The organism is Bradyrhizobium sp. ERR14, assembly GCF_014198235.1.
In the GTDB taxonomy this organism is placed as follows: Bacteria; Pseudomonadota; Alphaproteobacteria; order Rhizobiales; family Xanthobacteraceae; genus Bradyrhizobium.
In genome coordinates this window covers 546,814-573,194 of the sequence record NZ_JACIHD010000001.1, presented here as the reverse complement: position 1 = coordinate 573,194, position 26,381 = coordinate 546,814, and the positions used below count along the sequence as shown (strand labels likewise).

36 protein-coding genes and 1 tRNA gene are annotated in these 26,381 nt (G+C 63.8%); 15 read left to right on the top strand and 22 right to left on the bottom strand.

The features are described 5' to 3' along the window. The first annotated feature begins 124 nt into the window (after positions 1-124). The 4 genes from GGD62_RS02930 to GGD62_RS02915 all read left to right on the top strand — a co-directional run bounded on the left by GGD62_RS02930 (position 125) and on the right by GGD62_RS02915 (position 4,022). Positions 125-748 carry a TRAP transporter small permease gene (locus GGD62_RS02930; protein ID WP_183707001.1) on the top strand — a complete coding sequence of 208 codons (624 nt, stop codon included), beginning with the start codon at positions 125-127 and terminating at the stop codon, positions 746-748. Then, positions 748-2,013 carry a TRAP transporter large permease gene (locus GGD62_RS02925; RefSeq protein ID WP_028144739.1) on the top strand — a complete coding sequence of 422 codons (1,266 nt, stop codon included), beginning with the start codon at positions 748-750 and terminating at the stop codon, positions 2,011-2,013. Before GGD62_RS02930 ends, GGD62_RS02925 begins: the two co-directional genes overlap by 1 nt. Before the next feature lie 24 nt (positions 2,014-2,037). Next, positions 2,038-3,021, top strand: a complete 984-nt coding sequence (locus GGD62_RS02920; protein ID WP_183707000.1) for a TRAP transporter substrate-binding protein — start codon at positions 2,038-2,040, stop codon at positions 3,019-3,021. Positions 3,022-3,095: 74 nt separating this feature from the next. Beyond that, the gene (locus GGD62_RS02915) at positions 3,096-4,022 is read left to right on the top strand and encodes a dihydrodipicolinate synthase family protein (RefSeq protein ID WP_179730528.1); all 927 of its coding nucleotides are present in this window, start codon (positions 3,096-3,098) and stop codon (positions 4,020-4,022) included. A 160-nt stretch (positions 4,023-4,182) separates the two neighbouring features. Here the strand turns inward: GGD62_RS02915 and GGD62_RS02910 are convergent, their stop codons facing one another. From GGD62_RS02910 to GGD62_RS02895, 4 genes are read right to left on the bottom strand one after another with little or no spacing between them, the layout of a single operon-like run. Then, positions 4,183-5,094 carry a hydroxymethylglutaryl-CoA lyase gene (locus GGD62_RS02910; protein WP_183706999.1) on the bottom strand — a complete coding sequence of 304 codons (912 nt, stop codon included), beginning with the start codon at positions 5,092-5,094 and terminating at the stop codon, positions 4,183-4,185. A gap of 1 nt (position 5,095) precedes the next feature. Beyond that, positions 5,096-7,099 (bottom strand): acetyl/propionyl/methylcrotonyl-CoA carboxylase subunit alpha, encoded by a 2,004-nt coding sequence (locus GGD62_RS02905; RefSeq protein WP_183706998.1) that lies wholly within the window; start codon positions 7,097-7,099, stop codon positions 5,096-5,098. 4 nt (positions 7,100-7,103) lie between these two features. Beyond that, positions 7,104-8,708 carry a carboxyl transferase domain-containing protein gene (locus GGD62_RS02900; RefSeq protein WP_183706997.1) on the bottom strand — a complete coding sequence of 535 codons (1,605 nt, stop codon included), beginning with the start codon at positions 8,706-8,708 and terminating at the stop codon, positions 7,104-7,106. 25 nt (positions 8,709-8,733) lie between these two features. After that, complete coding sequence (locus tag GGD62_RS02895) at positions 8,734-9,861, bottom strand: isovaleryl-CoA dehydrogenase (RefSeq protein ID WP_085964294.1); 1,128 nt, start codon at positions 9,859-9,861, stop codon at positions 8,734-8,736. 168 nt (positions 9,862-10,029) lie between these two features. Here GGD62_RS02895 and GGD62_RS02890 point away from each other — a divergent pair, with 168 nt between their 5' ends. Beyond that, the gene (locus GGD62_RS02890) at positions 10,030-11,058 is read left to right on the top strand and encodes an AraC family transcriptional regulator (RefSeq protein WP_179730532.1); all 1,029 of its coding nucleotides are present in this window, start codon (positions 10,030-10,032) and stop codon (positions 11,056-11,058) included. An 89-nt stretch (positions 11,059-11,147) separates the two neighbouring features. Here GGD62_RS02890 and GGD62_RS02885 read toward each other — a convergent pair whose 3' ends face one another. The 3 genes from GGD62_RS02885 to GGD62_RS02875 form a co-directional block, all read right to left on the bottom strand. Continuing rightward, positions 11,148-11,441 (bottom strand): DUF3551 domain-containing protein, encoded by a 294-nt coding sequence (locus GGD62_RS02885; RefSeq protein WP_183706996.1) that lies wholly within the window; start codon positions 11,439-11,441, stop codon positions 11,148-11,150. 243 nt (positions 11,442-11,684) lie between these two features. After that, positions 11,685-12,176: an Lrp/AsnC family transcriptional regulator gene (locus GGD62_RS02880; protein WP_018323124.1), complete on the bottom strand. Its 492-nt coding sequence runs from the start codon at positions 12,174-12,176 to the stop codon at positions 11,685-11,687. Between the two features lie 279 nt (positions 12,177-12,455). Beyond that, on the bottom strand, positions 12,456-12,761 hold the full coding sequence (locus tag GGD62_RS02875; RefSeq protein ID WP_179730534.1) for an ETC complex I subunit: 306 nt from the start codon (positions 12,759-12,761) through the stop codon (positions 12,456-12,458). 254 nt (positions 12,762-13,015) lie between these two features. Here GGD62_RS02875 and GGD62_RS02870 point away from each other — a divergent pair, with 254 nt between their 5' ends. Further along, complete coding sequence (locus tag GGD62_RS02870) at positions 13,016-14,191, top strand: OpgC domain-containing protein (RefSeq protein ID WP_183706995.1); 1,176 nt, start codon at positions 13,016-13,018, stop codon at positions 14,189-14,191. Between the two features lie 110 nt (positions 14,192-14,301). Here GGD62_RS02870 and GGD62_RS02865 read toward each other — a convergent pair whose 3' ends face one another. From GGD62_RS02865 to GGD62_RS02845, 5 genes are all read right to left on the bottom strand, one after another. Further along, on the bottom strand, positions 14,302-14,496 hold the full coding sequence (locus GGD62_RS02865) for a hypothetical protein (protein ID WP_018323121.1): 195 nt from the start codon (positions 14,494-14,496) through the stop codon (positions 14,302-14,304). 760 nt (positions 14,497-15,256) lie between these two features. Continuing rightward, positions 15,257-15,333 (bottom strand) — tRNA-Pro (locus tag GGD62_RS02860). A gap of 111 nt (positions 15,334-15,444) precedes the next feature. Continuing rightward, positions 15,445-15,930 (bottom strand): DUF192 domain-containing protein, encoded by a 486-nt coding sequence (locus GGD62_RS02855; RefSeq protein ID WP_018323119.1) that lies wholly within the window; start codon positions 15,928-15,930, stop codon positions 15,445-15,447. Positions 15,931-16,099: 169 nt separating this feature from the next. Then, positions 16,100-16,762 (bottom strand): cold-shock protein, encoded by a 663-nt coding sequence (locus tag GGD62_RS02850; RefSeq protein WP_026202878.1) that lies wholly within the window; start codon positions 16,760-16,762, stop codon positions 16,100-16,102. Positions 16,763-16,959: 197 nt separating this feature from the next. Beyond that, positions 16,960-17,721: a Sir2 family NAD-dependent protein deacetylase gene (locus GGD62_RS02845; RefSeq protein ID WP_183706994.1), complete on the bottom strand. Its 762-nt coding sequence runs from the start codon at positions 17,719-17,721 to the stop codon at positions 16,960-16,962. Between the two features lie 237 nt (positions 17,722-17,958). Here GGD62_RS02845 and GGD62_RS02840 point away from each other — a divergent pair, with 237 nt between their 5' ends. Beyond that, positions 17,959-18,123 (top strand): hypothetical protein, encoded by a 165-nt coding sequence (locus tag GGD62_RS02840; RefSeq protein WP_162832225.1) that lies wholly within the window; start codon positions 17,959-17,961, stop codon positions 18,121-18,123. 68 nt (positions 18,124-18,191) lie between these two features. Here the strand turns inward: GGD62_RS02840 and GGD62_RS02835 are convergent, their stop codons facing one another. Then, positions 18,192-18,482 (bottom strand): hypothetical protein, encoded by a 291-nt coding sequence (locus GGD62_RS02835; protein ID WP_091956770.1) that lies wholly within the window; start codon positions 18,480-18,482, stop codon positions 18,192-18,194. Positions 18,483-18,763: 281 nt separating this feature from the next. Between GGD62_RS02835 and GGD62_RS02830 the strand changes: the two genes are divergently transcribed. Next, a complete protein-coding gene (locus tag GGD62_RS02830) occupies positions 18,764-18,994 on the top strand; it encodes a hypothetical protein (RefSeq protein ID WP_179730536.1) in 231 nt (76 codons plus the stop codon). 85 nt (positions 18,995-19,079) lie between these two features. Further along, entirely contained in the window at positions 19,080-19,205 is a 126-nt protein-coding gene (locus tag GGD62_RS41465) for a hypothetical protein (protein ID WP_283813256.1), read from the top strand. 8 nt (positions 19,206-19,213) lie between these two features. Here the strand turns inward: GGD62_RS41465 and GGD62_RS02825 are convergent, their stop codons facing one another. The 4 genes from GGD62_RS02825 to GGD62_RS02810 all read right to left on the bottom strand — a co-directional run bounded on the left by GGD62_RS02825 (position 19,214) and on the right by GGD62_RS02810 (position 20,579). Further along, positions 19,214-19,411, bottom strand: a complete 198-nt coding sequence (locus GGD62_RS02825; protein WP_018323112.1) for a hypothetical protein — start codon at positions 19,409-19,411, stop codon at positions 19,214-19,216. A gap of 327 nt (positions 19,412-19,738) precedes the next feature. Next, positions 19,739-19,885, bottom strand: a complete 147-nt coding sequence (locus GGD62_RS02820; RefSeq protein ID WP_177237190.1) for a hypothetical protein — start codon at positions 19,883-19,885, stop codon at positions 19,739-19,741. A gap of 183 nt (positions 19,886-20,068) precedes the next feature. Then, the gene (locus GGD62_RS02815) at positions 20,069-20,317 is read right to left on the bottom strand and encodes a hypothetical protein (RefSeq protein ID WP_183706993.1); all 249 of its coding nucleotides are present in this window, start codon (positions 20,315-20,317) and stop codon (positions 20,069-20,071) included. A 124-nt stretch (positions 20,318-20,441) separates the two neighbouring features. Continuing rightward, a complete protein-coding gene (locus GGD62_RS02810) occupies positions 20,442-20,579 on the bottom strand; it encodes a hypothetical protein (protein WP_162832227.1) in 138 nt (45 codons plus the stop codon). Between the two features lie 429 nt (positions 20,580-21,008). Here GGD62_RS02810 and GGD62_RS02805 point away from each other — a divergent pair, with 429 nt between their 5' ends. Continuing rightward, the gene (locus GGD62_RS02805) at positions 21,009-21,209 is read left to right on the top strand and encodes a hypothetical protein (RefSeq protein ID WP_183706992.1); all 201 of its coding nucleotides are present in this window, start codon (positions 21,009-21,011) and stop codon (positions 21,207-21,209) included. Between the two features lie 41 nt (positions 21,210-21,250). Here GGD62_RS02805 and GGD62_RS02800 read toward each other — a convergent pair whose 3' ends face one another. Then, on the bottom strand, positions 21,251-21,547 hold the full coding sequence (locus GGD62_RS02800; RefSeq protein WP_018323108.1) for an HU family DNA-binding protein: 297 nt from the start codon (positions 21,545-21,547) through the stop codon (positions 21,251-21,253). A gap of 347 nt (positions 21,548-21,894) precedes the next feature. On the opposite strand from GGD62_RS02800, the gene GGD62_RS02795 reads away from it, so the two are divergent. From GGD62_RS02795 to GGD62_RS02785, 3 genes are all read left to right on the top strand, one after another. Then, entirely contained in the window at positions 21,895-22,386 is a 492-nt protein-coding gene (locus GGD62_RS02795; RefSeq protein WP_183706991.1) for a hypothetical protein, read from the top strand. Positions 22,387-22,499: 113 nt separating this feature from the next. After that, the gene (locus GGD62_RS02790; RefSeq protein ID WP_018323106.1) at positions 22,500-22,802 is read left to right on the top strand and encodes a hypothetical protein; all 303 of its coding nucleotides are present in this window, start codon (positions 22,500-22,502) and stop codon (positions 22,800-22,802) included. A gap of 184 nt (positions 22,803-22,986) precedes the next feature. Further along, on the top strand, positions 22,987-23,253 hold the full coding sequence (locus GGD62_RS02785; RefSeq protein ID WP_026202876.1) for a hypothetical protein: 267 nt from the start codon (positions 22,987-22,989) through the stop codon (positions 23,251-23,253). Between the two features lie 170 nt (positions 23,254-23,423). Here GGD62_RS02785 and GGD62_RS02780 read toward each other — a convergent pair whose 3' ends face one another. Further along, the gene (locus GGD62_RS02780; protein WP_183706990.1) at positions 23,424-23,588 is read right to left on the bottom strand and encodes a hypothetical protein; all 165 of its coding nucleotides are present in this window, start codon (positions 23,586-23,588) and stop codon (positions 23,424-23,426) included. A gap of 276 nt (positions 23,589-23,864) precedes the next feature. On the opposite strand from GGD62_RS02780, the gene GGD62_RS02775 reads away from it, so the two are divergent. Together GGD62_RS02775 and GGD62_RS02770 are read left to right on the top strand one after the other, a co-directional pair. Beyond that, a complete protein-coding gene (locus GGD62_RS02775; RefSeq protein WP_018323103.1) occupies positions 23,865-24,317 on the top strand; it encodes a VOC family protein in 453 nt (150 codons plus the stop codon). Positions 24,318-24,618: 301 nt separating this feature from the next. Beyond that, a complete protein-coding gene (locus tag GGD62_RS02770) occupies positions 24,619-25,257 on the top strand; it encodes a glutathione S-transferase family protein (protein WP_018323101.1) in 639 nt (212 codons plus the stop codon). A gap of 228 nt (positions 25,258-25,485) precedes the next feature. On the opposite strand, the gene GGD62_RS02765 is transcribed toward GGD62_RS02770, so the two are convergent. Genes GGD62_RS02765 through GGD62_RS02755 form a run of 3 tightly spaced genes read right to left on the bottom strand, consistent with a single transcriptional unit; the run spans position 25,486 to position 26,215 of the window. Next, positions 25,486-25,653 carry a hypothetical protein gene (locus tag GGD62_RS02765; protein ID WP_091956777.1) on the bottom strand — a complete coding sequence of 56 codons (168 nt, stop codon included), beginning with the start codon at positions 25,651-25,653 and terminating at the stop codon, positions 25,486-25,488. Between the two features lie 5 nt (positions 25,654-25,658). Continuing rightward, entirely contained in the window at positions 25,659-25,904 is a 246-nt protein-coding gene (locus GGD62_RS02760) for a hypothetical protein (RefSeq protein WP_018323100.1), read from the bottom strand. 56 nt (positions 25,905-25,960) lie between these two features. After that, positions 25,961-26,215, bottom strand: a complete 255-nt coding sequence (locus GGD62_RS02755) for a PilZ domain-containing protein (RefSeq protein ID WP_018323099.1) — start codon at positions 26,213-26,215, stop codon at positions 25,961-25,963. Positions 26,216-26,381 lie beyond the last annotated feature (166 nt).

Genomic DNA, 26,381 nt, shown 5'->3' with positions numbered 1-26,381 from the left:
GCAGCGTGCCCAGCAAAAGCGCGGCCTGCCGCCGAAATGACCGCAATCTCCGTTTGACACTCAGATTGTATAAATTATACATTTGTCGATAGCACGACAATTTTCGGGGTGTGGGGCCTCTTTCATGATCGAGCAGACGATCCCGGCCAACCGCGCGTTCGGCGTTCGACGGATGGTCATTCGCGCCTCCAGCGCCCTGCTCGCCGTGGAGCGCCTTGCGCTGATGGGCCTGATGTATGTGCTGACCGGCCTGATCCTGGTGAACGTCGTCACTCGCTACGCGCGCTTTCCGATCTACTGGATCGACGAATCCGCTGTTTATTGCGTGGTCTGGCTGACCTTCATCGGTGCCTCCGCGATGACGCGGCTGCGGCTCGACTTCGCGGTCACCATGCTGACGGAGCGTCTTTCGGGGCGACACCAGAAAATCGCGAAGGTGATCTCGACCGGCCTCGTCGTCGTGTTCGGCGCCGCCCTGATCGTCACCTGTGTGCTCTGGATGGATCCGATCGGCCTTGCCCGCGCCGGCTTCGACGGGCGCAAGCTCGCGGCCGAAACCTTCAACTTCCTGTACACCGAGCACACCCAGACGCTGAACTGGCCGACCTGGGTGCTCTACCTGACGCTGCCGATCTTCGCGGTGTCGATGACCGTTCACGGCCTCGCCAATTTGCTGGAAGATCTCAGCCTGGTGCCGCGCGTGCCGCCAAAGGGCTTCCAGCTCTCCGAGCTCGACGGGGTCAACTGATGATCACGTCGGCGGCCTTTATGGTTTTCATGCTGGTCGGCGTGCCGATCGGCCTCTGCCTGTGCCTCGCCGGCCTCGTCTACATCGCGGCATCCGGCAATCCCGTGCTGTTCCAGTCCTATCCGCTGCAGCTGTTCGGCGGCGTCGACAGCTACGGCCTGATCGCGATTCCCCTCTTCATCCTGATCGGCGAGATCATGAATGGCGGCGGCATCACACGGCGCATCGTCGACATGGCGATGGCCTTCGTCGGCTCGCTCAAAGGCGGGCTCGCCTACGTCAACATCCTCGCCAACATGTTCATCTCCTCGATCCTGGGATCGGCGACCGCGCAGGTCGCGATCATGGCCCAGATCATGGTGCCGGAGATGGAGAAGAAGGGTTACGACAAGACGTTTGCTGCGGGGCTGACCGCCTACGGCGGCATGCTCGGCCCCATCATCCCGCCCTCGGTGATGTTCGTGGTCTACAGCGTGCTCGCGCAGGTCTCGGTCAGCGACATGCTGATCGCCGGCATCGTGCCGGGCGTCATCCTCACCGTGATGTTCTGCCTCGTCATCGCCTTGATGGGCTATGTCTACAATTATCCGCGCGCGGATTATCAGACGCCGCGCCAGCGCGTCATGACGATCCTGCGGACGTCGCCGACGCTGCTGATCCCGGTCGTCATCGTCGGCACGATTCTGAGCGGTCTCGCCAATGCGACGGAATCCGCCGCGGTCGGCGCTGTGGCCGCCGCACTCGTCGGAAAATACTGGACCCGGGAGTTCGAGTTCTCGCAGCTGCCGCAGATGATGCTGCGCAGCGCGATCTATTCGGCGATCGTGCTGTTCCTGGTCGCGGCCGCCGCGGTGTTCTCCTGGGTCCTGATCTTCGGCAAGGTGCCGCAGGAGACGGCTGCCTGGATCCAGACGGCCGCCAAGGACCCGGTCAGCTTCATGCTGATCTGCAACGTCATCCTGCTGGTGATCGGCACTGTCATCGACGGCATTCCCGGCCTGATCATGACGGTGCCAATCCTGCTGCCTGTTGCAACCGAGGTCTATCACATCGATCCCCGGCATTTCGGCGTCGTGGTGGTGATCAATCTCGTGCTCGGCCTGCTGTCGCCGCCGGTCGGGCTCTGCTTCTTCGTCGCGGCCGCCGTCACCGGCGCCAAGCCCGGCAAGATGTTCATGGTGACGCTGCCCTTCTTCGTCATCTCCTGCGTCCTGCTGGTGCTGCTCTCGCTCTATCCGTCGCTCTCGCTGATCCTCATCAAATAGTCCCGTTCAAAAGGAAGCCCGACCATGCCGCTTACACGCCGCCGCTTTCTCGCCGCCAGTGCCGCCGCATCGGTGTTTGCGCCGTCGCTGGCGCTCGCCCAGGCCAAGGAATTCCGCCTCGGCCTGATTACTCCGAACGGCCATTCCTGGAACAAGGCCGCGCTCAAATTCGGTGACGATCTCAAGGCCGCAACCAACGGCCGCCTGACCTTGACCGTCTTCCACTCCGGCCAGCTCGGCAACGAGCCCGCGATGATGCAGCAATTGCAATCCGGCGCGCTCGACATGGGCTTCATCCAGGCCGCCGAGCTCGGCTCGCGCGTGCCGCACATCGCCGCGATCAACGCGCCCTACATCGTGCGCTCGACGCCGGCGGTGGCGAAATTTGTGCGGCATCCGGCGGCCGTGAAGCTGTTCGAGGTGCTGCCGCAGGAGACCGGCACCATCGGCCTCGGCTGGGGCATCACCGGCATGCGCGCGGTGTTCTCGTCGAAGGATTTGACGACGCTCGCCGACATCAAGGGCATGAAGCTGCGCATCAACCCGACGCCGGTCTATCGTGATTTCTATTCCTCGCTCGGCGCGGCACCGACGCCGATCCCGACGCCGCAGGTGTTCGACGCCATGGCCAACGGCCAGGTCGACGGACTCGAGGCCGATCTCGAATTCTCCTGGAATCAACGCTTCGACAAGGTGTCGAAGGTGATCCTGCAGATGAATGCCGTCTTCATGCCGATGGCGGCCGTCGTTTCCGGCCGGGTCTGGCAGTCGCTCCCCGCCGCCGACCGCGAGCTGATCGCCAAGACTGTCAAGGCGACTCTGGATGCGCAGATCGACGAACTCGCCGGCAACGAGCCAGCGCTGATCGAGAACTTCAAGAACGCGCCGATCCCGATCCGCCAGGTCCCGGCGGGCGACACCGAGGCCGTCATCGCCGAATTCGACAAGATCTGGCTGCCCAAGGCACCGGTTCTCGCCGAGCTGCGCAAGGTCGGCGCGACGCTCTGATCCCACCCGCCATCCTCTTCACCGCGCCCGGCGGATCCAGCCCCCCGCCGGCAATCTTACTTGGAGTCAAATCAATGAGCCGCCGCGTTTCCTGGGAAGGCGTCTTCCCGGCCGTCACCACCCAATTCCATGACGATCTTTCGCTCGACATCGACGCAACCGCGAAGGTGATGGACGGTCTGATCCGCGACGGCGTCTCGGGCCTGATCGTCTGCGGCTCGGTCGGCGAGAACACCTCGCTGGAGCGCAAGGAGAAGGTCGCGATCATGGAGACGGCGAAGTCGGTCGCTGCCGGCCGCGTGCCCGTATTGTGCGGCATCGCCGAATTCACCACGGCGTTTGCGGTCGAGACGGCGAAGGAAGCCGCGCGCGTCGGCATCGACGGCGTGATGGTGATGCCGGCGCTGGTCTATTCGTCCAAGCCGCACGAGACCGCGGCGCATTTCCGCGCCGTCGCCTCCGCGACCGACCTGCCCGTGATGCTCTACAACAATCCGCCGATCTACAAGAACGACGTGACGCCTGACATCCTGGCTTCGCTCGCTGACGTCGAGACCGTGGTGTGCTTCAAGGATTCCTCCGGCGACACACGGCGCTTCATCGACACCAGGAACATGGTGGGCGACCGCTTCGTGCTGTTCGCAGGCCTCGACGACGTCATCGTCGAGAGCATCGCCATGGGCGCCGTGGGCTGGGTCTCCGGCATGTCGAACGCCTTTCCGCGCGAGGGCGAGACGCTGTTTCGTTTGGCCAAGGCCGGGCGTTTCGCCGAGGCGATGCCGATCTACGAATGGTTCATGCCGCTCCTGCATCTCGATGCGCGCCCCGACCTCGTCCAGTGCATCAAGCTGTGCGAGCACATCATGGGCCGCGGTACCGCACTGACCCGGCCGCCGCGCCTCGCGCTGCTGCCGCAGGAGAAGGCCGAGGTCGAGGCCATGATGGCCAAGGCACTCAAGAGCCGGCCGCGCCTGCCGGATGTGGGTCTGAAGGCTGCCTGAGCGCAGGTCTCGTAGGGTGGGCAAAGCGACTTGTCCGCCGTAGCTCGAAGAGCGAAGGCGGAAGCATGCCCACCACCTGTCTCAATCATAAAAAGATGGTGGGCACGGCGCTAGGCGCCTTTGCCCACCCTACGGCACCTGCGCTTACAATGGCGAAGACCTACGAAGCCGCCCGCTTCCTCTTCGCATTCAGTGCTGACGCCACCCGGCTCACCGGCGGCTTGCCCAACACGCCGCTGATCGCGTTCGTGGCCGCCAGCAGCTTGTCCATGTCGACGCCGGTCCTGATCCCCATGCCCTCGAGCATGTAGACGACGTCCTCGGTCGCGACATTGCCGGTCGCTCCCGGCGCGTAGGGGCAGCCGCCGAGGCCGCCGGCGGCAGCGTCGATGACGCGGACGCCCTCCTCCAGGCCGGCATAGAGATTGGCGAGCGCCTGTCCGTAGGTGTCGTGGAAATGCATTGCGAGATTGGCGGCGGGAATGTTGGCGGCAACCGCGCGCAGCATCGCCTTGGCCTTATCAGGCGTGCCGACGCCGATGGTGTCGCCGAGGGAGACCTCGTAGCAGCCGAGATCCCACAGCGTCTTGGCGAGATCCGCGACGGCCTTCGGTTTGATTTCACCGTCGAACGGACAGCCCAGCACGCAGGAGATATAGCCGCGCACCTTCACGCCATCGGCCTTGGCGCGCGCCAGCACCGGCTTGAACCGTTCGATGGACTCCGCGACCGTGCAATTGATGTTGGCGCGAGAAAATCCCTCGGAGGCCGCGGCGAACACCGAGACCACTCTCGCGCCCGCGGCGCGCGCTGCGTCATAGCCTTTCTCGTTGGGCACCAGCACGTGGAATTCGGCGCCCTTGATGTGGTTCACGCCGCGCAGCACGGCATCCGAGCTCGCCATTTGCGGGATCGCCTTGGGCGAGACAAACGCGCCGACCTCGACAGTATCGAGGCCGGCCGCGACCAGCGCCTCGACGAAGGCGATACGGGCTTCGACGCTGACGGGTGTCTTCTCGTTCTGGAGGCCGTCGCGCGGCCCCATTTCGATGATGCGGACGGGGTCGCTCATGTCACTCTCCCGCAGGTTCGACCACCGCGAGCTCGACGCCCTCCTGCACGATGTCGCCGACCTTGCACTTGATGGACTTCAAGACGCCGGCATAGGGCGCGCGCAGCGTCTGCTCCATCTTCATCACTTCCAGCGTCAGGATCGGCGCGCCCTTCTCGAGCTTGGCCCCCTCCTCGGCCAGCACGGCGACGACGGTGCCCGGCAGCGGCGCCGCGATCTTGTCCTCGCCGATATGCTCCTCGCTCTCGCCGCCGAACGGATCGACCCAATGCAGGTCGAAGCGGCCGTTGCGCGTGCGCAGGTAAAGCTCATGGCCGGCGACGACCGCGGCGACCGACGATTTGACGCCGTCAAGCGTCAGGTCGAAGCCGCCGTCGCGCGGCGCGATCGCAAATGCCAATTCGCGTTCGCCGATGATCAGCGTCGACGGACCGCTGCCGTAGTTCAGCACGATCTTCTGCTCGGGGCCGTGACCGACGCGAAAAGCAAAGCTGCGCTGGCGGCGGCCGACCGGCTGCCAGCCAAAGGTCCGCCAGGGCGAATTCGCCTCCGCCTGTGCCGCCTGTCGTTCGTCGCTGATAATAGCGGCCACCGCGGCGCACAGCTCGAGCTCACCCGGCGCCGGCGCGGCCTGTGTCAGCACCGCCAGCTCACGCTCGATGAAGCCGGTGTCGATCGCATTCGTCCGTACCTTCGGATGCGTCATCAGCGCCGACAGGAACGGGATGTTGGTGACGATGCCGCGGACGTCGGACTCTTCCAGCCCGCGGTTCAGGCGCTCGATCGCAACGTCCCGCGTTGGCGCCCATGCGATCATCTTTGCGAGCATGGCGTCGTAATACGGCGAGACGCTATCGCCCTCGCGGTAGCCGGCGTCGATGCGCAGGCCACCGGTCTCGGCGGGCAGCCGCCAGGTCGAGATCCTGCCGACCGACGGCATGAAGTTCTTGGTCGGATTCTCCGCGTAGACGCGCGCCTCGACCGCGTGGCCGTTGAGCTTGATCTCGTCCTGCTTCAACGGCAGCGCCTCGCCGAAGGCGACGCGCAGCTGCCATTCGACGAGGTCGACGCCTGATATCAGCTCGGTCACGGGATGCTCGACCTGCAGACGCGTGTTCATCTCGATGAAGAAAACGTCCTTGCCGTCGGAGACGAACTCGATGGTGCCGGCACCGACATAGTTCACCGCGCCTGCGGCCTTTCGCGCGGCGGCACAAACCGCCTCGCGCTGCGCGGGATTGAGCGTCGGCGACGGCGCTTCCTCGATCACCTTCTGGTGTCGGCGCTGCAACGTGCATTCGCGCTCGAACAGCGAGAGCAGATTGCCGTGGCTGTCGCCGATGATCTGCACCTCGATATGCCTGGGATTGTCGACATATTTCTCGATCAGCATGCGGTCGTCGCCGAACGCGGCCTTGGCCTCGCGCTTGGCGCTGACGATCGCGGGCGCGAGCTCGTCGGCCGAACGCACGATCCGCATGCCGCGGCCGCCGCCGCCGGCGGAGGCTTTCACCAGGATGGGAAAGCCGATCTTGTCGGCCGCCTTCGAAAGCGTCGCCTCGTCCTGGGCCTCGCCGTGATAGCCCGGCACCAGCGGCACGCCGGCCTTCTCCATCAGCTCTTTCGAGCCGGACTTCGAGCCCATCGCCGTCATCATCCCGGCGGTCGGGCCGACGAAGACCTGTCCTGCATCGAAGCAGGCCCGTGCGAATTCGGCATTCTCCGACAGGAAGCCGTAGCCGGGATGCACGGCTTCGGCGCCGGTCTTGCGCGCGGCCTCGATCAGCCGCTCGACATTGAGATAGCTGTCGCGAGCCCGCGCCGGCCCGAGCAGCACGGCTTCATCCGCAAGCGCGACATGCATCGCGTCGCGATCGGCCTCGGAATAGACCGCGACCGTGCGCAGCCCCATGGCGCGTGCGGTGCGGATGACGCGGCAGGCGATCTCGCCGCGGTTGGCGATCAGGAGGGTGCGAAAACGGCGGTAGAGCTTTGAGCGGTCCATCGCATCACATCCTGAACAGGCCGAATTTCGTCGGCTCGATCGGCGCATTCGACGCCGCCGAGAGGCCAAGGCCGAGCACGAGGCGGGTATCGGCCGGGTCGATCACGCCGTCGTCCCACAGCCGCGCCGTGGCATAATATGGGTGCCCCTGGCTTTCATATTGCGCCCGGATGGGCTCGCGGAATTTGTCTTCCTCTTCCCTGGACCAGCTATCGCCCTTGGCCTCGATATTGTCGCGGCGGACCTGGCTCAGCACCATCGAGGCCTGCTCGCCCCCCATCACCGAGATGCGCGCGTTCGGCCACATCCACAGGAAGCGCGGCGAGTAGGCGCGGCCGCACATGCCGTAATTGCCGGCGCCGTAGGAGCCGCCGATCACCACGGTGAATTTCGGCACCGATGCGGTCGCAACCGCGGTCACCAGCTTGGCGCCATCGCGCGCGATGCCGCCGGCCTCGTACTTCTTGCCGACCATGAAGCCGGTGATGTTCTGCAGGAACACCAGCGGAATGCCGCGCTGGCAGCACAGCTCGATGAAATGGGCGCCTTTCAGGGAACTCTCACTGAAGAGAATGCCGTTATTGGCGATGATGCCGACCGGATAGCCCCAGATATGGGCGAAGCCGCAGACCAGCGTCGTGCCGTAGAGCTTCTTGAATTCGTCGAACTCGGAGCCATCGACGACGCGGGCGATGATGTCGCGCACGTCGAACGGCTTTCTGCCGTCGACCGGCACCACGCCGTAAATCTCCTCCGCAGCAAACAGCGGCTCACGCGCCGGATGCATATTGAGGTTCGGCCGCACCGACGGCTTCAGCGTGCCGACGATGCGCCGCGCGATGCCGATCGCGTGCGCATCGTTCTGTGCGTAATGGTCCGTCACGCCCGACTGGCGCGAATGCACGTCGGCGCCGCCGAGCTCCTCGGCGCTGACGACCTCGCCGGTCGCGGCCTTCACCAGCGGCGGGCCGCCGAGGAAGATGGTGCCTTGGTTGCGCACGATGATGCTCTCGTCCGACATCGCGGGGACGTAGGCACCGCCGGCGGTGCAGGAGCCCATCACGATCGCGATCTGCGGGATGCCCTGGGAGGACATCTGCGCCTGGTTGTAGAAGATGCGGCCGAAATGCCGCTCGTCCGGGAAGATCTCATCCTGCAGCGGCAGGAAGGCGCCGCCGGAATCGACCATGTAGACGCAGGGCAGATTGTTCTGCCGCGCCACGTCCTGCGCACGCAGATGCTTCTTCACGGTCATGGGGTAATAGGTGCCACCCTTGATCGTGGCGTCGTTGGCGACGATCATGCATTCGCGCCCCGAAATGCGCCCCACGCCCGTCACGACGCTCGCCGAATGCACATCGCCGCCATAGAGGCCGTAGGCCGCGAGCGGTGACAGCTCCAGGAACGAGGTGCCGGGATCGACCAGCAGGTCGACGCGTTCGCGTGCCAGCATCTTGCCGCGCGAGGTGTGGCGGTTGCGCGAGGCCTCGCCGCCACCGCCGGCGACCTGGCTGAGCTTTTCACGCAAGTCCGCGACCAGGGTGCGCATGGCCTCGGAATTGCGCGCAAAGTCGGATGAAGACGGATCGATGCTGGAATGGAGCGGCATGTTGATTCCAATGAGGTGAAGGTTTTTAAGCCGTCTCGGACATCAGTTCGCGGCCGATCAGCATGCGGCGAACTTCGGACGTCCCCGCGCCGATCTCGTACAGCTTGGCGTCGCGCCACAGACGCCCCACAGGGAATTCGCTGGTATAGCCGACCCCGCCGAGCGCCTGGATCGCCTCGCCGGCCATCCACGTTGCCTTCTCCGCGGAATAGAGGATCGCCGCGGCCGCATCCTTGCGCAAGCTGCGGGCGTGGTCGGCGCGGTCGCAAGCGCGTCCCACCGCATAGACATAGGCGCGCGTGGCCTGCCACGTCGCGTACATGTCGGCGAGCTTGCCCTGCATCAGCTGGAAATCGCCGATCGGCTGACCGAACTGCTTGCGTTCGTGCATGTAGGGCACCACCGCGTCCATGCAGGCCGCCATGATCCCGAGCGGGCCGCCCGACAGCACCGCGCGCTCATAGTCGAGGCCGGACATCAGCACCTTGACGCCCTCACCCACCTTGCCCATCACATTCTCCTCCGGCACCTCGCAATCGTCGAAGAACAAGGGATAGGTGTTGGAGCCGCGCATGCCGAGCTTGTCGAGATGCTGGCCGTGGGTGAAACCCTTGAAGCCCTTCTCGACGAGGAAAGCCGTCATGCCGCGCGGCCCGGCCTCCGGATCGGTCTTGGCGTAGACCACCAGCACGTCGGCGTCGCCGCCATTGGTGATCCACATCTTCGAGCCGTTGAGGACGTAGCGGTCGCCGCGCTTGTCGGCGCGCAGCTTCATCGAGACCACGTCGGAGCCGGCGCCCGGCTCGGACATCGCGAGCGCGCCGACATAGTCGCCGGAGATCAGCTTCGGCAAATAGCGCTGGCGCTGCGCGTCATTGCCGTTGCGGCGGATCTGGTTGACGCAGAGGTTGGAATGGGCGCCGTAGGACAGCCCCACGGCAGCGGAGCCGCGCGAAATCTCCTCCATGGCGACGATGTGGGCGAGATAGCCCATGTTCGAGCCGCCATATTGCTCCGGCGCGGTCATGCCGAGCAGGCCAAGGTCGCCGAAGCGCTTCCAGAGGTCTGCGGGGAACAGATTGGCCTTCTCGATGTCGGCCGCGCGCGGGGTGATCTCGGCCTCCACGAAGGCGCGAAGCGTGTCGCGCAACATGCCGACGTCTTCGCCCAGATCGAAGTCGATGCTCGGGATGTTCAAGGCGATTCCTCCGTATTTTGGGGACCGAACCTAGCGGGGTCAGGGCCCTCTTGCGGTCGAAAAGGTTGCATTTTCCGCCAAACTTGGCGAGGATTTTCCCGAGGGAATTCCCAAAGGTTCGCAATGCCCTTTCAAGCCGCAACCGCGATCCCGCGCCGCGCCGTCACCCCCGCCGCCTTCGTGCGGGGCGTGGTTGCCGCCTATGCGCGATACGGACGGGATCCGGCCGAGGCGTTGCAGCGGGGTCAGGTAGCGCCAGACCTTGTCAATTCTCCGGACGGGCGGGTCACGGCCGCCCAGTTCGAGGCCCTGGCGGGCCATGCCATGCGCGAGCTCGACGACGAGGCGCTCGGCTGGTTCTCGCGCCGCCTGCCCTTCGGCACCTACGGCATGCTGTGCCGCGCCTCGATCACGGCGCCTACGCTGGAGGTGGCGCTCAAGCGGTGGTGCCGGCATCACCGCCTGCTCACCGAGGACGTGCTGCTCCATCTCGAGCTCAGTGAGGAGACCGCCGTGGTCTCCATCCGTGAGCTGCGCGATCTCGGGCCGCTGCGTGAATTCTGCCTGGTCACCCTGCTCCGCTACGTGCTCGGCTTCTCCTGCTGGGCCGTCGATTCCCAGATCGCGCTCCGCGCGGCGGAGTTCCCGTACGCGGAGCCCGGCCATGTCTCGGTCTATCCGACCATCTTTTGCCGGACCGTCCGCTTCGATGCGGACCGCGCCGCTATCATCTTCGACAAGCATTATCTCTCGCTGCCGCTGACGCGCAGCGCCGCCGATCTCGACAACATGCTCAAGGGCGCGCTCAGGCTGACCGTGCTGCCCTATCGGCGCGACCGGCTGCTGGTCGAGCGTGTCCGCCGCGTGCTCCGCAATGCGCGCGGACGCAGTCTTGGTGCCGAGGACGTCGCGAGCGAGCTTGCGCTCTCCACTCGCACCATGCATCGGCGCCTGCGGGAGGAGGCCACCTCGTTGCGCGACCTCAAGGAAGAGGCAAAATTCGAACTGGCAAAACAGGAGCTGATGCGAGGCCGCACGCCGATCAAACGCATCGCGGAGATCGCGGGCTTCCGCAACGAGAAGAGCTTTTCCCGCGCGTTCCGCACCTGGACCGGTGCCTCGCCGCGCGAGTTTCGCGGCCGGTATCGCTGAGACACGCCCGCCGTCGCATCACTGTCATGAATTTGCGGCCTCCGAGATGAATTCTCGGAGGCCGCAGTCTCGAAACCCGTATTCAGGCGTTAATTCGAGTTGGTCTGCGCGCCCGGGCGAAGCTTGGTGCGCGACTGCTTCGGCTGATAGGCCAGCGCGTCGTTCGAGGTCTTCGCGCCGCCGCTCTGCGAGCAGGTGCCCCCGATCCCGCCCGCCGCAGCCCGGCAAGCTTCCATCGTCGGATAGCCGCAGCCATGAGCGGCCTGGGCGCCGTTGGTGATGCAGTACTCTTCCGCCTGCGCGGCGGGCGCGGTCATCATGAGAAACGCCGATGCAAACAGCGTCGCAGCGGATGCGACAATCGTCTTCGAGGTCGAGATCATGGTGTCTTTTCCAGCTTCAGGGGTCCCACAAAAGAGTCCTCAGGATGCGACGCAGGCTGAGGTTCACCCCTTGCATCTAGGCGGCGCACCGAGACCGGCAATCTCGTCTCAGCGCATCGCAGGACTTCCGAAATCACATGTCACAGTTATGTGAGTTAATCAGCATTATAGTGCTGACGTCGACGACGCGTAGCGCCGTCCGATTTTTCGCGATCGTGGAGTAACGGCGCCTGGAACGTTCCGCTATCCCGCCGATACCGCCGCGACGTCCTGCAGAGGCAGCGGCACATCCTTCGCGACGCCCAACACCGGAAAGCTGCGGACGTTCTTCACGTCAGGCATTGCCGCGAAATGCAGCAGCTGCTGGCGCATGCTCTCGACGCTCGGCGCCACGCATCTCAGGAGATAGTCGGTGTCGCCCGAAATCCGCCAGCACTGCTGGATGCGCGGGATAGCAGCGATCGAACTCTCGAACGCCTCGAGCACCGGCTGGGCCTGGCTGCCGAGCTGGATCGAGACGAACGAGACCACCTCATAGCCGAGCCGCCGCTCGTCGATGACGGCCCGCACCGCCCGGATCACGCCGCGGCTGAACAGCGATTTCAGCCGCCGCAGGCAGTTGGGCGCGGACACGCCGACGCGCAGCGCCAGCTCGTTGTTGCGGATACGCCCGTCCTGCTGCAGCTCGGATAATATCTTCAGATCGACGCCGTCGAGCTGGTCACGCCCCGCCATACCCCACCCCGTCGTGGTCCCGATGTCAGGACCAGCGAAGCACGTGGCGGAATTGGTGCCAAGGGTCCGAACCCCGGGGCGCGACGCTATCGCGTTCGGGAGGAATGCCTCCCACGACCGTCATGGCCGGGTTGACCCGGCGATCCACATTCGTTCACGCCCACCCAAAACGTGGATGCCCGGGCCTCTGCCTCGCCGAAGCGGCTTCGGCCGCGCAGGCGGGACGAGCCCGGGCATGACGAGAACATCACGTCGTTTGAAGTCGAAGCAGCCGCCTTCTCAATGCGTCCAGGGCTCGCCGCGGCGGAACGAGAAGTTGTCGGCATAGGCGACCGGGCGGCGGATTGAATCCTGCGGTTCGATCACGTGGTAGGCGATGCCCTTGCGCTCGCAATAGGCGACCGCCTCTTCCTTGCTGTGGAAGCGCAGCGTGATCTGCTGCTTCATGTCGCCCGACGAGGTCCAGCCCATCAGCGGCTCGACCGCGCGGGGCTGCTCCGGCTCGTAGTCGAGCTGCCATTCCTTCGTCTTGGACCGGCCGGATTGCATCGCGTTCTTGGCGGGCTTGAAAATGCGTGCGGTCATTGGCGGTCCGGCCTCTTCGTCTTTTCGTTCGATTTCGATGCGTCACGGTAGCAGTTGGTGGAAACCTCAGGGATAGTATACAGACACCGATTGGGAACTGATCGGTGATTCCGGCCCCGGGCACCCCTCACCACCGGTATAGTCATTATGCTGCACCGTGACAATTGCGTACCCACCTTTCGCGCTGGGGGCCCGCCCGGCGGCACTGCTTCGACGACATCAGCGTAACCGCCCCTCCCGAAAGCTCCCGTCGCATGGCCTTCCTGAACATCAACGCCACGCTCCCTGAAAAAGGCCGTGACCTCAGGCTCGACCTGTTTCGCGGGGTCGCGAACTGGGCGATCTTCCTCGACCACATCCCCGACAATGTCGTGAACTGGGTCACGACGCGCAATTACGGCTTTTCCGACGCGGCCGACTTGTTCGTGTTCATCTCCGGCTATACCGCCTCGTTCGTCTATGCGCGGATGATGCTGGAGCGCGGCTTCCTGGTCGGCGCCACCCGGCTGACCAAGCGGGTCTGGCAGCTCTACGTCGCCCACATCATCCTGTTCGTGATCTATATCGCCTCGATCAGCTATCTGGCGCTGCGCTTCGGCGATAGCGAGATGATCAACGAGTTCAACGTCGCCGGCCTCGTCGACAACGCCACCGAGACGCTACGCCAGGGCCTGTTCCTGCGCTTCAAGCCGCTCAATCTCGACGTGCTGCCGCTCTACATCGTGCTGATGGGCCTGTTCCCGCCGGTGCTGTGGTTCATGCTGCGCAAGCCCGATTTGACTATGGTGCTGGCGATCGTGCTGTGGCTGGCGGCGCGTCACTTCGGCTGGAATCTGAACGCCTATCCGGCCGGCCAGTGGTACTTCAACCCGTATTGCTGGCAGGTGCTGTTCGTGTTCGGCGCCTGGTGCGCGATGGGTGGCGCACGGCGCTCGATGACGCTGATCAACGCGCCGATCACGCTCTATCTCTGTCTCGGCTATCTCTTGTTCGCGCTGGTCATGACCATGGCCGGCCGCTTCCCCACGTTCGGCGGCATGTTCCCGGAGTGGCTGTTCTCGGCCTTCAATCCGAACGACAAGACCAACCTCGCGCCCTACCGCTTCATCCACTTCGTCGTGATCGTGATCCTGGTGATCCGCTTCGTGCCGAAGGAATGGCCGGGGCTGGAATGGAAGGTGTTCGATCCCCTGATCGTCTGCGGCCAGCAGTCGCTCGCCGTGTTCTGCGTCGGCGTGTTCCTGTCGTTCGTCGGCCATTTCGAGCTGTCGATGAGCTCGGGCTCGCTGCTCGCACAGATCTTCGTCAGCGTCGCCGGCATCGCGATCATGACGACGGTGGCCTATTACATTTCGTGGTCGAAGAAGCAGGACAAGCCGCTGAAGCCACCGCCACCCAAGCCGGCGGCAAGCGCGGCGAAGGCGGCCTGATCCGGCAACGCCTGGCGGTTGAAGCGCGACCTTCAACCGCCATGGCCGAGATCGACGGCCTCAGCAATGGCCCAAGGCGCGATGATGGTTCATTCCGAGCTCGTCGCGCGTCAAGCGGCTTCTTCGCCGTCGAACTCGGTGAATTTCTTGTAGATCCAGTCGCGGCCGTCATGGCGGCGCCAGACCTTGCCGACCACGAGCTGCCCGTTGATCGAGCGACGGGGCACGATCACGGTCCAGAGGTGCCAGATCTCGCTCCAGCTCGATTGCGGACCGGCGGTTTTGAAGTTGCGATCGAAAGACATGACGCAGAACTCACAGGATATGCGCGCTGCGACGAACCGTGACCTTGTGTGAGCACGACTTGCAGGCAGCCCATCGCGAGCCGGAATCGATCTGATAACGATCGCCGAAGCGGCCGCAACAACCGCTCATCCTTAACCTAACCAGTCAACCTTACTTCGCGCGGCTTGGGGCCGAGATCGGTTGAAAGCCGGCGCCGATTTATCTACAATACGCGCGCGATTTGAGAATGACCGCGCCATCTTGGGCGCGTGGCGATTTGATTGAGCTGACGTCCAATTTTGTGAATTGAAATTTCGAGAATCTCGTCAGGGCGACACAATGAATTTGCAGTGTGAACGTCTGCGCCTGGCGCTGCGATCGACGCCTCCTGCGCCAATCGCAAGGATGCCGGGGCATGAGCTGCCGAAAGCCGCCAACGACAACCACGGGATATGGCCCCTGCTGCCGTTTCCGCTAGGCTGGTACGCCTCGAGCTGATGGGCAGGATCGAAAAAGCGACACCTGAAAAGCGCAACGCCGCGCAAGCGGAATATCATCGCTTGGCGGCGTCCGTTTAGACATTGGGCGCTGAAATCCCCAACACACTTATGTCTATGGCGACAGCCAAAGGTTCGATCCGGCCTCGGCAATTCTGTCTCGGTCCGCGAGGGCGCAGTGGCCTTGAAACATCGCGAAGAAATCGCGGGGGCGCCGTAAGCCCTGCCTGTCAGATCACGTCGGAGGTCGCAGGGAAAAAGCCTAGGAGATTCCCCCCAGAATTGGTCGGGGCAGCTGGATTCGAACCAACGACCTGCAGTACCCAAAACTGCCGCGCTACCAGGCTGCGCTATACCCCGAATGTCCGGCGAGCCCCGTCGATACACGCTTCCCAAGGCGCCAGCAAGGCTTCCAAGGCGCCAGCAAGGCTTCCAGGACGCCGTCAAGCCCCGAGGCGCCCGCCTGCCCGCCTATTTGCTGCCGAACAGCGGATGGCCGACGCGGTCGCCGGGGCGGATGCCGTATTTCTGCGCCGTTCCCGCCACCACCTCCAGCACGGCCCTGGCGGGCCCCCGGGACGAGATGATCTTGGTCGACATCGGTTCGGTATTCTCGGCGATGCGCAGGATGCGGCCGTCGGCGCGGATGAAGATCATGTCGAGCGAGACATAGGTGTTCTTCATCCACATCGACACCTCCTGCTCGGGATTGAAGTCGAACAGCATGCCTTTGCCGTCCGCCAGCTCCTTGCGGTACATCAGGCCGGTCTGCTTCTCCTCCTCGGTCGTGGCTACTTCCACCGAGAACACCTGCACGCCGTTCTTGGTGACGATCTCGAGCGGCTGGAAGCTGGCGGCGCCGGCCGGCGCGCCGGCAACGACACAGCCGGCGATAACGAGGACGGCGGCGAGCCAGCCCTTCAGAGCGGACCAGACAGCCTTACGATCAGGATTCATGGGGGCACTCGAGGCGTGGGACTGGACCAGTCCTTACGCGGCGGTCGCCGGAAAAGCCAGAGGCACACGGGTCTGCCGACGCGGCCCTGCTCACGATTGCGGGAAGGGGAAGCTTGGGCGATTTGAAGCTTGCAGGGACTTGGAGGCTAGAGCGCGAGTCTCCCCGCGCTTAGTGCGACTGCAATCCCGGCGATCCGGTCTCGGGATGGATCTCGGCCGCCATCATGCCCTTCGAGCCGGGCCCGAAGCGGACCAGGACATACTGGCCGGGCCTGAGCTCGGTCATGCCGAAGCGTCGCAAGGTCTCCATGTGCACGAAGATGTCGGGCGTGCCCTCGCCGCAGGTCAGGAAGCCGAAGCCGCGCAGCCGATTGAACCATTTGACCTGGGCCCGTTCCAGCCCGCTGGTCGCGGTGACGGTGACATGGGTACGCGGCGGCAGCATCTGCGCCGGATGGATCGCGGTCGACTCGTCCATCGAGACCACGCGGAACGCCTGGTAACCCTTGGCGCGCTGGATGCACTCGACGACGATGCGGGCGCCCTCGTACGCGGTCTGGAAGCCGTCGCGCCTAAGCACGGTGACGTGCAGCAGCACGTCCGGCCAACCATTGTCGGGAACGATGAAGCCATAGCCCTTGGAGGCGTCGAACCATTTGATGACGCCGTGGACTTCGACGAGATTGGCGCTGGTCTCGCCGAGCCCGCTGAACGGACTGAGCCCGCTCTCGCGACCGGCGCTGCCGTGCTCGCCCGGCGTAATCCGCCCGGGCGATGCCCCCTGCCCGGGAACCCCGAGCTTCTTGGACTCAAATCCGTCCGACGACCCCATAACCCCGGACCCCACACTGTCATGCGACCCGCCTCAGCAGCGGCATCGAATCACGCGTCTTTCGAGAACCTTCTCAACTGGACGCGACGCGAATCTTTCGACTCAAAAGATAACACTCCCGGTTGCGAGGCATAGACAAAAAAGAGATTCGCCGGAACCTATGAACAGCTTGCACAGCCGCGAATCAAATTGATGCCTCAATTGGCGACAAAGGGCCCGAGCGCTTCGCCGATGTCATGATGGATGACGAGATCGGCAATGTCGTCCTGTTCGGTCGCCTCGCGATTGATGATCACCAGGCGTGCACCGGCGTTCTTTGCCATCATCGGAAAGCCCGCCGCGGGCCAGACCACGAGTGAGGAACCGATCGCAATGAAGAGGTCGCAGGCTCGCGAGAGCGCGGTGGCGCGCTGCATTTCATCATCGGGCATCATCTGGCCGAAGGAGATCGTGGCGGTTTTCACCGGCTCGTCGCACGCGGTGCAATTAGGCGCGAGGCCGTCGTCGTCGAAGCGACGCCTCACCCAATCGAGCGGATAGGCCTGCCCGCATCCAATGCAGCGCGCATAAGTAGTATTGCCGTGAAGTTCAACTACGTCCTCGCCGGCGAAGCCGGAGACCTGGTGCAGATTGTCGATGTTCTGGGTGATGACGGCGGGAACCTTGCCGGCACGGTAGAGCGAGGCCAGCGCCCGATGGCCGCGGCCGGGTTTCGCCGCCGCGAAGACCTCCTCCATCGCAAAACGGCGGCGCCAGGATTCGTCCCGCGCTGACTGGCTCGCGACGAATTCGTCGAACGGGATTGGACGGTTGCGTGTCCAAATTCCGCCCGGCGAGCGGAAGTCGGGAATGCCGCATTCGGTCGAGATGCCGGCGCCGGTGAACGGCACGATGATCCTCGCCTCGGCAATCATGTCGCCGAGCCGTTCAACGCCGCTTTGAAGATCCGATGCAATCAATCGCGGCCTCCCGATTCGTCTTGCCTGACAGCGTCATGCGCAAGCGGCAAGACTGTTGACGCTCTTATCAAGCGCCAGCGCGAAGCGCTCGGCAATTTTTTCCGACCTTCGCATATCACAATCCTGCAATGCCTCCTCCCCATTGACGCCCCATTCAGGAGCCCCAATGGATGTGTCAATGCGACTCAAGATGATGCGGCGGCAGTGCTTGAGTTAAGTAAACCCGAGGGGATGGTCATGACCGAAGACGAAGAACGCAAAGCTCGTGAGCGCGATGAAATCGCAGCCCGTGTCGCCGCCTTCCGTGCCACGCAGGAAAAATTCAAGCGCGAGCGCGAAGAGTATTTCGTGTCGACCCTGGAGAACGCCCGCAAGGTCGAACGGCCCTCGCTCTGGCCGTAGTTCACGTCCCGATCAATGCACGTGAAAAAAGCCCGGAGCATCGCTCCGGGCTTTTCGCTTGAGAGTGGCTACCAATGGCGCCAGTGGTGATGGCGCCGGTAGTACGGTCCGCCGCCGTAATAGGCGTAGGAGCCCGGCCCGTAATAATAGTCGGGGCCGTCATAATAGCCGTAGCGCGGGCCGTAATAGCCGTACGGATGGGACGCTGCGACCGCACCCGCGGTGATCGCACCGGCGGCGAGGCCGAATGCGAGGCCCGGGCCGATGCCGCGCCCGCGCGCCTCGGCAGGCGCAGGGGCCGCAACCGCGGTCACGCCAACGGCTGCGACGGTGGCCAGAACTGCCAGTGTTTTCTTCATGCTCTCCTCCTTCGCGTCTCGCCGAGATAACCACGAGCGCCAGCGATGGTTGCGCGCAGGGCGCGGAACCGGGCGGGGCAAAAAAAGCCGATGCGGGCGGAACGAAATCGCCGGCCAGCGATTGCCTCCTTAAGTGCGGGAGCCTCCGCCATCCGGGTTGAGGCAACAGCACGAAGCCCCGTCAGCATCTCCGCGATGCTGGCGGGGTTTTCAGTTTCACGGGAGCAGATGGCAGCAGACGAAGATTGCTGCCAGCGGGGCGAACGACCGAGGAGGAGAGTTTGCCGCTATCCGCTTTGCTGGCCCGTATCCGGAAGCTGGTTCCCAGATCCGAAGATCAGCACTACGACGAGATCGTTCGCAGCTTCGGTGTCGGCACCCTGCATCCGCCGCCGACGCCGATGAGCGACGGCGAGCTGGCGCGGGCGATCGCCGAGTTCCTGAAAGAGCAGCCGTCGAGCGAATCCGTCGCGACCCTCGGCCGGCGGCTCGACCCCTCCTCTCCGCTTTGAAGTTCTTTCGAGTTCCTTCCGGGAGCACGGAACCAGAATTGCGCGCGGACGTTGAATCCCTCTTCGGAGAGCGGAAGAGGCCGACATGCCCGCGTGGCTCGAAGTTTTGCTCAATTTGTCCGGCTATGCCGGTTTCGTGGCGCTCGCCTCGCGCGGCACCGCGGGCCCGCAGGTGCCGGCCGACGATCGCATCCACAGCGACGATCGCTAGCGCCGCCTTTAATTGGCGTGCGCCGCCTGGCCCGCCGTGCGCACCAGCCGGTCGGCCTTGACCGCGACGCGCGTGTCCTCGAGCTGCGGCCGCAGCGAGAAGCTGATCACCACGAAAGCGAGACAGAACAGCGCGCCGACGATGGCGACGCGCCGGTAGGTCTGTCGGTCGCCTTGGTAAAAGGACGGCTCTGAAAAAGGTGTCATGATAAAAATGCTTCTTGGCAAAGGTCGTTTCTTGCTTGTCCTTGCCAGACACCTACCGCAACGAGCGCCAATCGCAACGCGATTAGGCTTTTAACCTAACCGAATAGGGTTATCGGCTTCCGCGCAAATGATCGTTAGGAGTTTGCGGAGTGCCTGGGATTTCCAGCGAGCCGCTTGCCATATCGCAGGAAGCCGAAGCGACCGCAGCCTGGCGACCGGCTTTGTTCCAGCTTCGACACCATTTCGTTCTCGAAGAACGAATCGGAATCGAAGAAATCGGCGCGGAGCAACTCTTAACAAAACGTGCGCGCAGGCACGACGATCGGCTCACGGCGCATCAGGAGACGAGGCCTCGGGAGATTTCGATCCCGGCGGCGGCACTTGCGGCACTGACGGTTTGCCTTTGCGCAAGCGCGGGTGCCGATCGTACCAGAACACTTTCGCGATCTCGGCGAGAAACCAGCACGCATTCATCTCGCTCTCCCTCGCCTCACTCCTTACGGAGAAGGCGCGGACGCGACTGTGCGAAGCATCACGCTGTCTCGTTTTGATGCGTGTGGCCGCATCGCGTGCGGTAGGCGCGACATGTTCTGCATCCGACTCCATTTCGTTCTCCAAGAACGAATCGGAATCGGAAAAATCAGTGCGAAGCGATTCCTAACGATCGATGAAAACGCGCGACGCAACCTCTTCAGCGACGTAGCTCGGCACAATTTTCGGCGGCAGGAATTTCGACACGACCGCAAACACGATGACGATCTCGCGGCAAGGTTCGCATCGAAAGCTGTTGGCGGAAGTCGCCATCATCGGCTTGGCGCATCGCGGGCAAGTCATGCAGGCCGAACGCTGACGGCACATGTTCGTTCCTGAATCATCAGCGGCGAATGCTCGCAGCAGCGACCACACCCCGCCAAGACGGACTTCAAGTTGGTCGCCCGTCGCCCCTACGAAGCCGCCCGACCAAGCGCGAGGCGTCAGACCAGACGGCGCTTGCCGGATCCCTGGCGTTGTCGGCGTCCGCCGGAGCAGATCAAGCCGCCCGCTTCACTTTTTCCTTTTCCGAGAAGCATTCCAGGATTTGGATCCGGAGCTCTTCCGCGGCCGGGCCCTCGAGCTTCCTGAGCTCGTTCCAGAGCCTGATCACTTCGCGCTGTTTTTCGACGGTCATGAGTCACCTCCCAAGCGGACCTTAAGGCGGCTCACTAGAACAAAATGAGAACAAAAAGTCCAGTCCCTCGCGTGCGATTTCCCGCCATATCGCGTTGAACCTTTTCAACGCCGCCTGGACCCATTGAAGCTGGGGATTTCAGCGCCCAGTCATATGGCAGCGCTGCGGTGAACGAACATATTCCGTCATCGCGGCGCTGTTGCTTTTTGGACTTTCAACTTTAAGTTAGAAATACGGCTGGCGGCCAGGCGCTGAAATCCCAACGCCGTCAGCCAGAAGAGCCCCGTGCGAAAGCGCGGGGTTTTTCTTTGAAGGCAACGGCTGCCTGCCAGGTGCAGCGGGTCGTAGCCACGGGAACGAATCTTCCAGCGTTCGCATTGACCGGCCGAATGAGGCGGTCCCGCGTTACCGCGTCTGGCTCCGGAGCCGGTGCCCTTCATCATCGAGGCGCCGATGATCTGCGAGTTCTGTGAGACCGAGATCTCGATCGGCCTTTCGGTCTGCCCGGCTTGCCGGAAACCGCAGAGCGCGCCGGGACGAACCGACCGGCGCGCTCTGTGGTTCGTCCTGATCGTCGTGGTGATGTTCGGCATCGCCGTCGCCGAGCATCACCTTGTCTTCAGCCATTGATCGTTGCGGCATCGGCTCGCCGCAACGACATCGCCGGCGCCTTAGACGGCGTCCTTGGCAACCTTCAGCGGCGAGGCCTTGACCGACTTGCTCGCCGGCTTGGCCGCGAACTGCATCGGCTCCTTGGTGAAGGGATTGACGCCCATGCGGGCTTCGGTCGCCGGCTTGTTCACGACCGACATCTTCACGAAACCGGGAATGACGAACTCACCGGACTCGTTGAGCTCCTTGTAACCGACCGTCGCCATGTACTCGATCACCGACTTCACGTCGTTCTTCGAAAGCTGCGTGCCCTCGGCAATTGCATCAATCAATTGAGTCTTCGTCATCTTCGCCATGTCTGAATTCCTTTTGTGCGCGCGAGCAACTCTGCTGGGGACGCGGCCTGAAGCGCGGGGGCGCGCTGATTTCATGCCAGAGGTCATGAAGTGACGGGGCTTAGAACCCATCGAGGCCGAAAACGCAAGCAGGGCTTCTGCGGGGTTCCCTACTTCCTGTGAAGATGCCGCAGGACCTTCCGATTTCCGTTTGAACCATTTTGCGGCCGGCGCGTCATATCATTGAAGTCCCTAAGCTTCACCCCACCAGAGAGCCCCGCTTCCCCCAGGCGGGGTTTTCGCTTTTGGGGGCATGGTAGAACGGCCCGGCTGCCTATAATGGTCTGTAGGTTGCTCGTGGGGTGCTCATGAAGTTCGCTATCGTCATCGCAGGTTTGATCGTTGTCGCCGTCGCAGCCCTCGTCGCGATCCAGCCGAGCTTCCTGAAGCCTGCGTCCCTCGCCCTCGTGAAGAAGTCCGACATCTTCGGCTTCTCGCCCGGGATGACATTCGACGAGACCAGCAAGCTCGTCAGTCAACGCCGCTATCTCTGCCGCCGGAGCCGAGACTCCTACACCTTCGAATGCGACATCAACGGCGCCAAGGTCACGGTCGACAGCGAGGAGGTCGACGCCAGGCACCCGATCTGGCGCGTCAAGGCGGAGTTGAACAATCCGGGGGCGCAGGACGCTGCCGTCAAATCGATCTCCGATCAGTTCAACGCGCAACCCATCAAGGAGCGAGAGGGATGGACATGGATCGTCGGCCGCGGGCTCAAGCTGAGTTATGACGGCCTCGCCTTGAACCTCGTGGACGAGGCCGCGGAGGCCCGGCTTCGCAAGGAGGAAGCAAAGCGCTAGAGCGTGAAGTCACCTCGTCGTGAAACTTGTGGCTCGGCACGCCTTGTTGACACTTCAGTAACCCAACGCCGCCAAGCTCCATTCAGTCTCGTTGCGTTTGGAGTATCCCCACAGTGCTGGATTTTGACGAGCTGCGTGAACTCGCGGCTGATGTTCGTGTTTTTGTCGACGTCGCCGAGGACAAGGCCGAGGCACTCAGGGCCGTCATCGCGGCCTATGACGTGGTGCTGGCGATCTTCCCCACTGACGAGGGCATGGGCCTTCACGTCATCAAGGGCAGCCAGATCCTGGACAAGATTGCAAAATCGCGCAGCCATGCGATCTACAGCCACACGGCGATCGCGGTCCCCGACCTGCAACACGCACAAGCACTCAAGCTGCTGACGGCCCCGGTCGAACAACGGATTGCAGCCTAGTTGCAGCCGGCGACGACGTCGGCGTCGCCCCAGGCAGCTCGCCCCCGCGCAAGAACGCACGCCTGCTGACATAAATCGCGGGCGGCGACTTCCGGCGTCGGAGAATTCTTTCCTCCTGAACGTCTAGCCGAGGAACATGGCTTCCGCGTTCCCGTTGGCCCATGCAACCAACGAGGAGCTTGCGATGAAGAAGTTCATGATCGCGACCGCCGCACTCGGTCTCATGTGCGGCTCCGCCTTTGCCCAGACAGGCCCCGCCCCGCAGTCCGACAACATGCAGAAGCCCGGCATGAAAAACCCGAACAAAGGCTCGATGACCAAGGGCACGACCGGGATGAGCAAGGACGGCATGAGCAAGGGCGGAATGGTGAAGCCCGACGCCTCCGGCCAGGGCGGCTCGGGCCCGGGTAGCGACCAGGGCGGCACGAAGACCCGCAGCAACATGAAGTAAGCCGGCGTTCTGCACGGCCGACTGCGTCGCTCCCCACGGAACGGCGCGGCCATCTCGTACCGATTGCTTCAGCGGCCGTTGCGGTCGAGTCCTGTCGAGGCAGGGCAATCGCATCCGAAGATCAACGTGGCGAGAAGCTCGCCTGCGGTGATCTCTCACGATTGCCCTAGTCAGTGCCCGAGCGACAAGACCGCAGTGCCGATCACGATACAGCCAAAGCCGAAGATCGCCGTCACGATCTCGACGACGTTTTCCAGACCGAAGAATCTGACGACGGCGCTCCATGCGGCTGACAGGAGGATATCCACGATCGCGCTGAGCACGGCTTGGAGCATATGGATGGGTCGCGCCGGCGGAGTTGGGGTTCAACCGCAACGTCGCAGAGCAGTCCAGAGGGACCTTGGCCGCGATAGGGCTGCTCAGGTCATTTGCCATCGCTAGCCCGCCTACTCCGCGGCTCCAGTCCATGCTCGGCTGGCTCGGTTCACCAACCTTTTCCCTTTCGCACACATTTGCCCCGCCCCCTGCCCCTCCTCCCACTTTCCTGCTATCTCCTACTCTCGCCGCCCCGTCCCAAAGCAAAACCCTCCGAACGTTAGGGAGCAACAACCATGCGATACCTCCACACCATGCTGCGCGTGCGCAATCTCGATGTCGCGCTGAAATTCTATGTTGATGCTTTCGGGTTGAAGGAGGTGCGGCGGATCGAGAACGACAAGGGGCGGTTCACGCTGGTATTCCTGTGCTCGGCGGACGATCTCGAGGCGCTGAAGAAGCAGCCGCAGACGCGTGGCGCGCCCCTGGTCGAGCTCACCTGGAATTGGGACGAGGAGAAGTATGGCGAGGATCGCTTCTTCGGCCATCTCGCCTATGAGGTCGACGACATCTACGCCACCTGCGCGCAGCTGATGAAGGCCGGCGTCACCATCAACCGTCCGCCGCGCGACGGCAACATGGCCTTCGTCCGCTCGCCCGATCTGCACTCGATCGAGCTGCTGCAGAAGGGCGAGCCGAAGCCGCCGCAGGAGCCCTGGGCATCGATGCCCAATACCGGCCATTGGTAAGGCCCCGGCAGGAACAAGCTTTCGCGCCCGACGTTCTCTCTTCAACGAAGCCGATTGGAGGAGGATGTGATGGCGAGAGGGCTGTTGCTGTGGATGCTTGGCGTGCCGATCCCGGTGATCATTCTGTTGTGGCTGTTCTTCGGCCGCTGACGACGGGTTCAAGTTTGCGAGTTGTTTTGCAACGAAAGCTTCGCCTCGGGCGGAGCTTTTTGCATGAGAGGCGCGCCGCAATCGTGCATCGCTCCGAACGGCGAATTCCGCTATCACCCGCGGCAAGCGACAACGCCGCGGGAGACGCCTCATGCCTGACACCAAGCTGACGATCTGGGGCCGCGCCAATTCGGTCAACGTGCAGAAGGTGCTGTGGTGCCTCACTGAGCTCGCTTTGCCCTATGAGCGTATCGACGCCGGCATGAGTTACGGCCGGACCCGCGAGGCCGACTATCTCGCGATGAACCCCAATGCGCGGATCCCCACACTGGTCGAGGGCGACTTCGTGCTGTGGGAGTCCAACTCGATCATGCGCTATCTCTGCCTCGCGCATGGAAGCGGCACGCCGATCTACCCGGAGGCGCCGAAGAGCCGCGCATCGGTCGACCGCTGGCTCGACTGGACGCTGTCGACGGTGCAGCCGGTCGACCGTCCGGTGTTCTGGGGCATCGTGCGCACGGCGCCCGCCGAGCGCGACATGATCCAGGTGCAACGCGATGCCGATGCCGCCGCCGAGGTCTGGGCGATCGCCGACCGCCTGCTCTCCTCGCGCCGCTTCATCGAGGGCGATGCGTTCACGCTCGCGGACATCGCGCTCGGCTCCTATGCGCGGCGCTGGCTCGGCGTCGAGGGCATCACCCGGCCGGCGCAGCCGCATCTGACGCGCTGGCTCGCCGAGCTCGGCAAACGGCCCGGTTTTGCACAGCATGTCGCACCGCCGATGTCGTGAGCCGGCAGCGCGGCGCAAGCTGCGGCGAGAGCGCGATGAATCCGCGTTTCGGCGCAATCCAGCGGCGTCAACTCAGCACTTGACGCTACTGTGCATGGGGTTGTTTTCGCGTTTTTTAGTTTTGGCTCTAAAGCGCGATGCGATCAGGATGGAGCGTCATCGCGCTTTAGGTTGTTGTTTAAGCGTGATCTTTTCGGAAAACCGCTGCGCACTTTTCCGGATCATGCTTTACCGCCAGCCGCGCTCAACCATCAGCACGCAGACGATCAGCACCAGGGTCACCGCCGCGGTCGCCAGCCGCGCCGTCCAGCTCAGGCCGCGGCCGACCCACCACAGCAGCGCGCAGTACATCAGCACGGGAACGACGAGGTCGAGGCGCAGCAGGTCCACCGGCATGGGCTCTAGCGCCTCACGGTGGTGTCGATGCTGATCGAGCCGCCGATCTTCACGCAGGTCCCGGTGCCCTCGACCATGACGAAGCGCGGGCCGTAAGTGGCGCAGGAGCCCGCCCGTGCCTTCCCGGCCGCGCCTTTCAGCGGCAGGGCCTTGCCGGCCTGCGGCCGCTCCGCAGGCGGCAGACGCAAGGCTTCTGCCGCGGCGGCGGATGTGGCCAGCAACGAGATCAGGATGAGAAGCGGCGTGCGCATGGCGGCGTTCTAGCCCGGAGCGGTGCCGGGCGCCATCGGGGCGGCCGCGGCCGCGATCAGATGAACTTGATGCCGGCTGATTTGCCGCGGCGCCAGACCACCTGGCAGCTCCGCCCGGTGCGGGCGTCGCGTGCGAAGGCGAGCCGGATCACGCCTGGGAGCTGGCTCGCGTCCTCGTCCAGCGTGATCTTGGCGCCGGAATCCGAGATGTCCTGGACCAGGCAATGCCGCGCGGCGAAGCCACCGTCGAGCGTGATCCAGGCATGCTGCGACAGCAGCTTGCGGGCTGCGCGCTTTTTCGGCGGTGGCATTGGCGAAAGATCTCCTATTCCAGCGCTACTCAGGGAACCCTAAGAAACCGTTGAAATCGCCTCCGGATCACCCCGGGGGCCGGCGCTGTCCACCGGGGCCAAAAGACCGGTCCCGGACGGCTTGCCGGAAGCCGGAAAGGCCACTATACGTTCGCCCGCTGCAAGC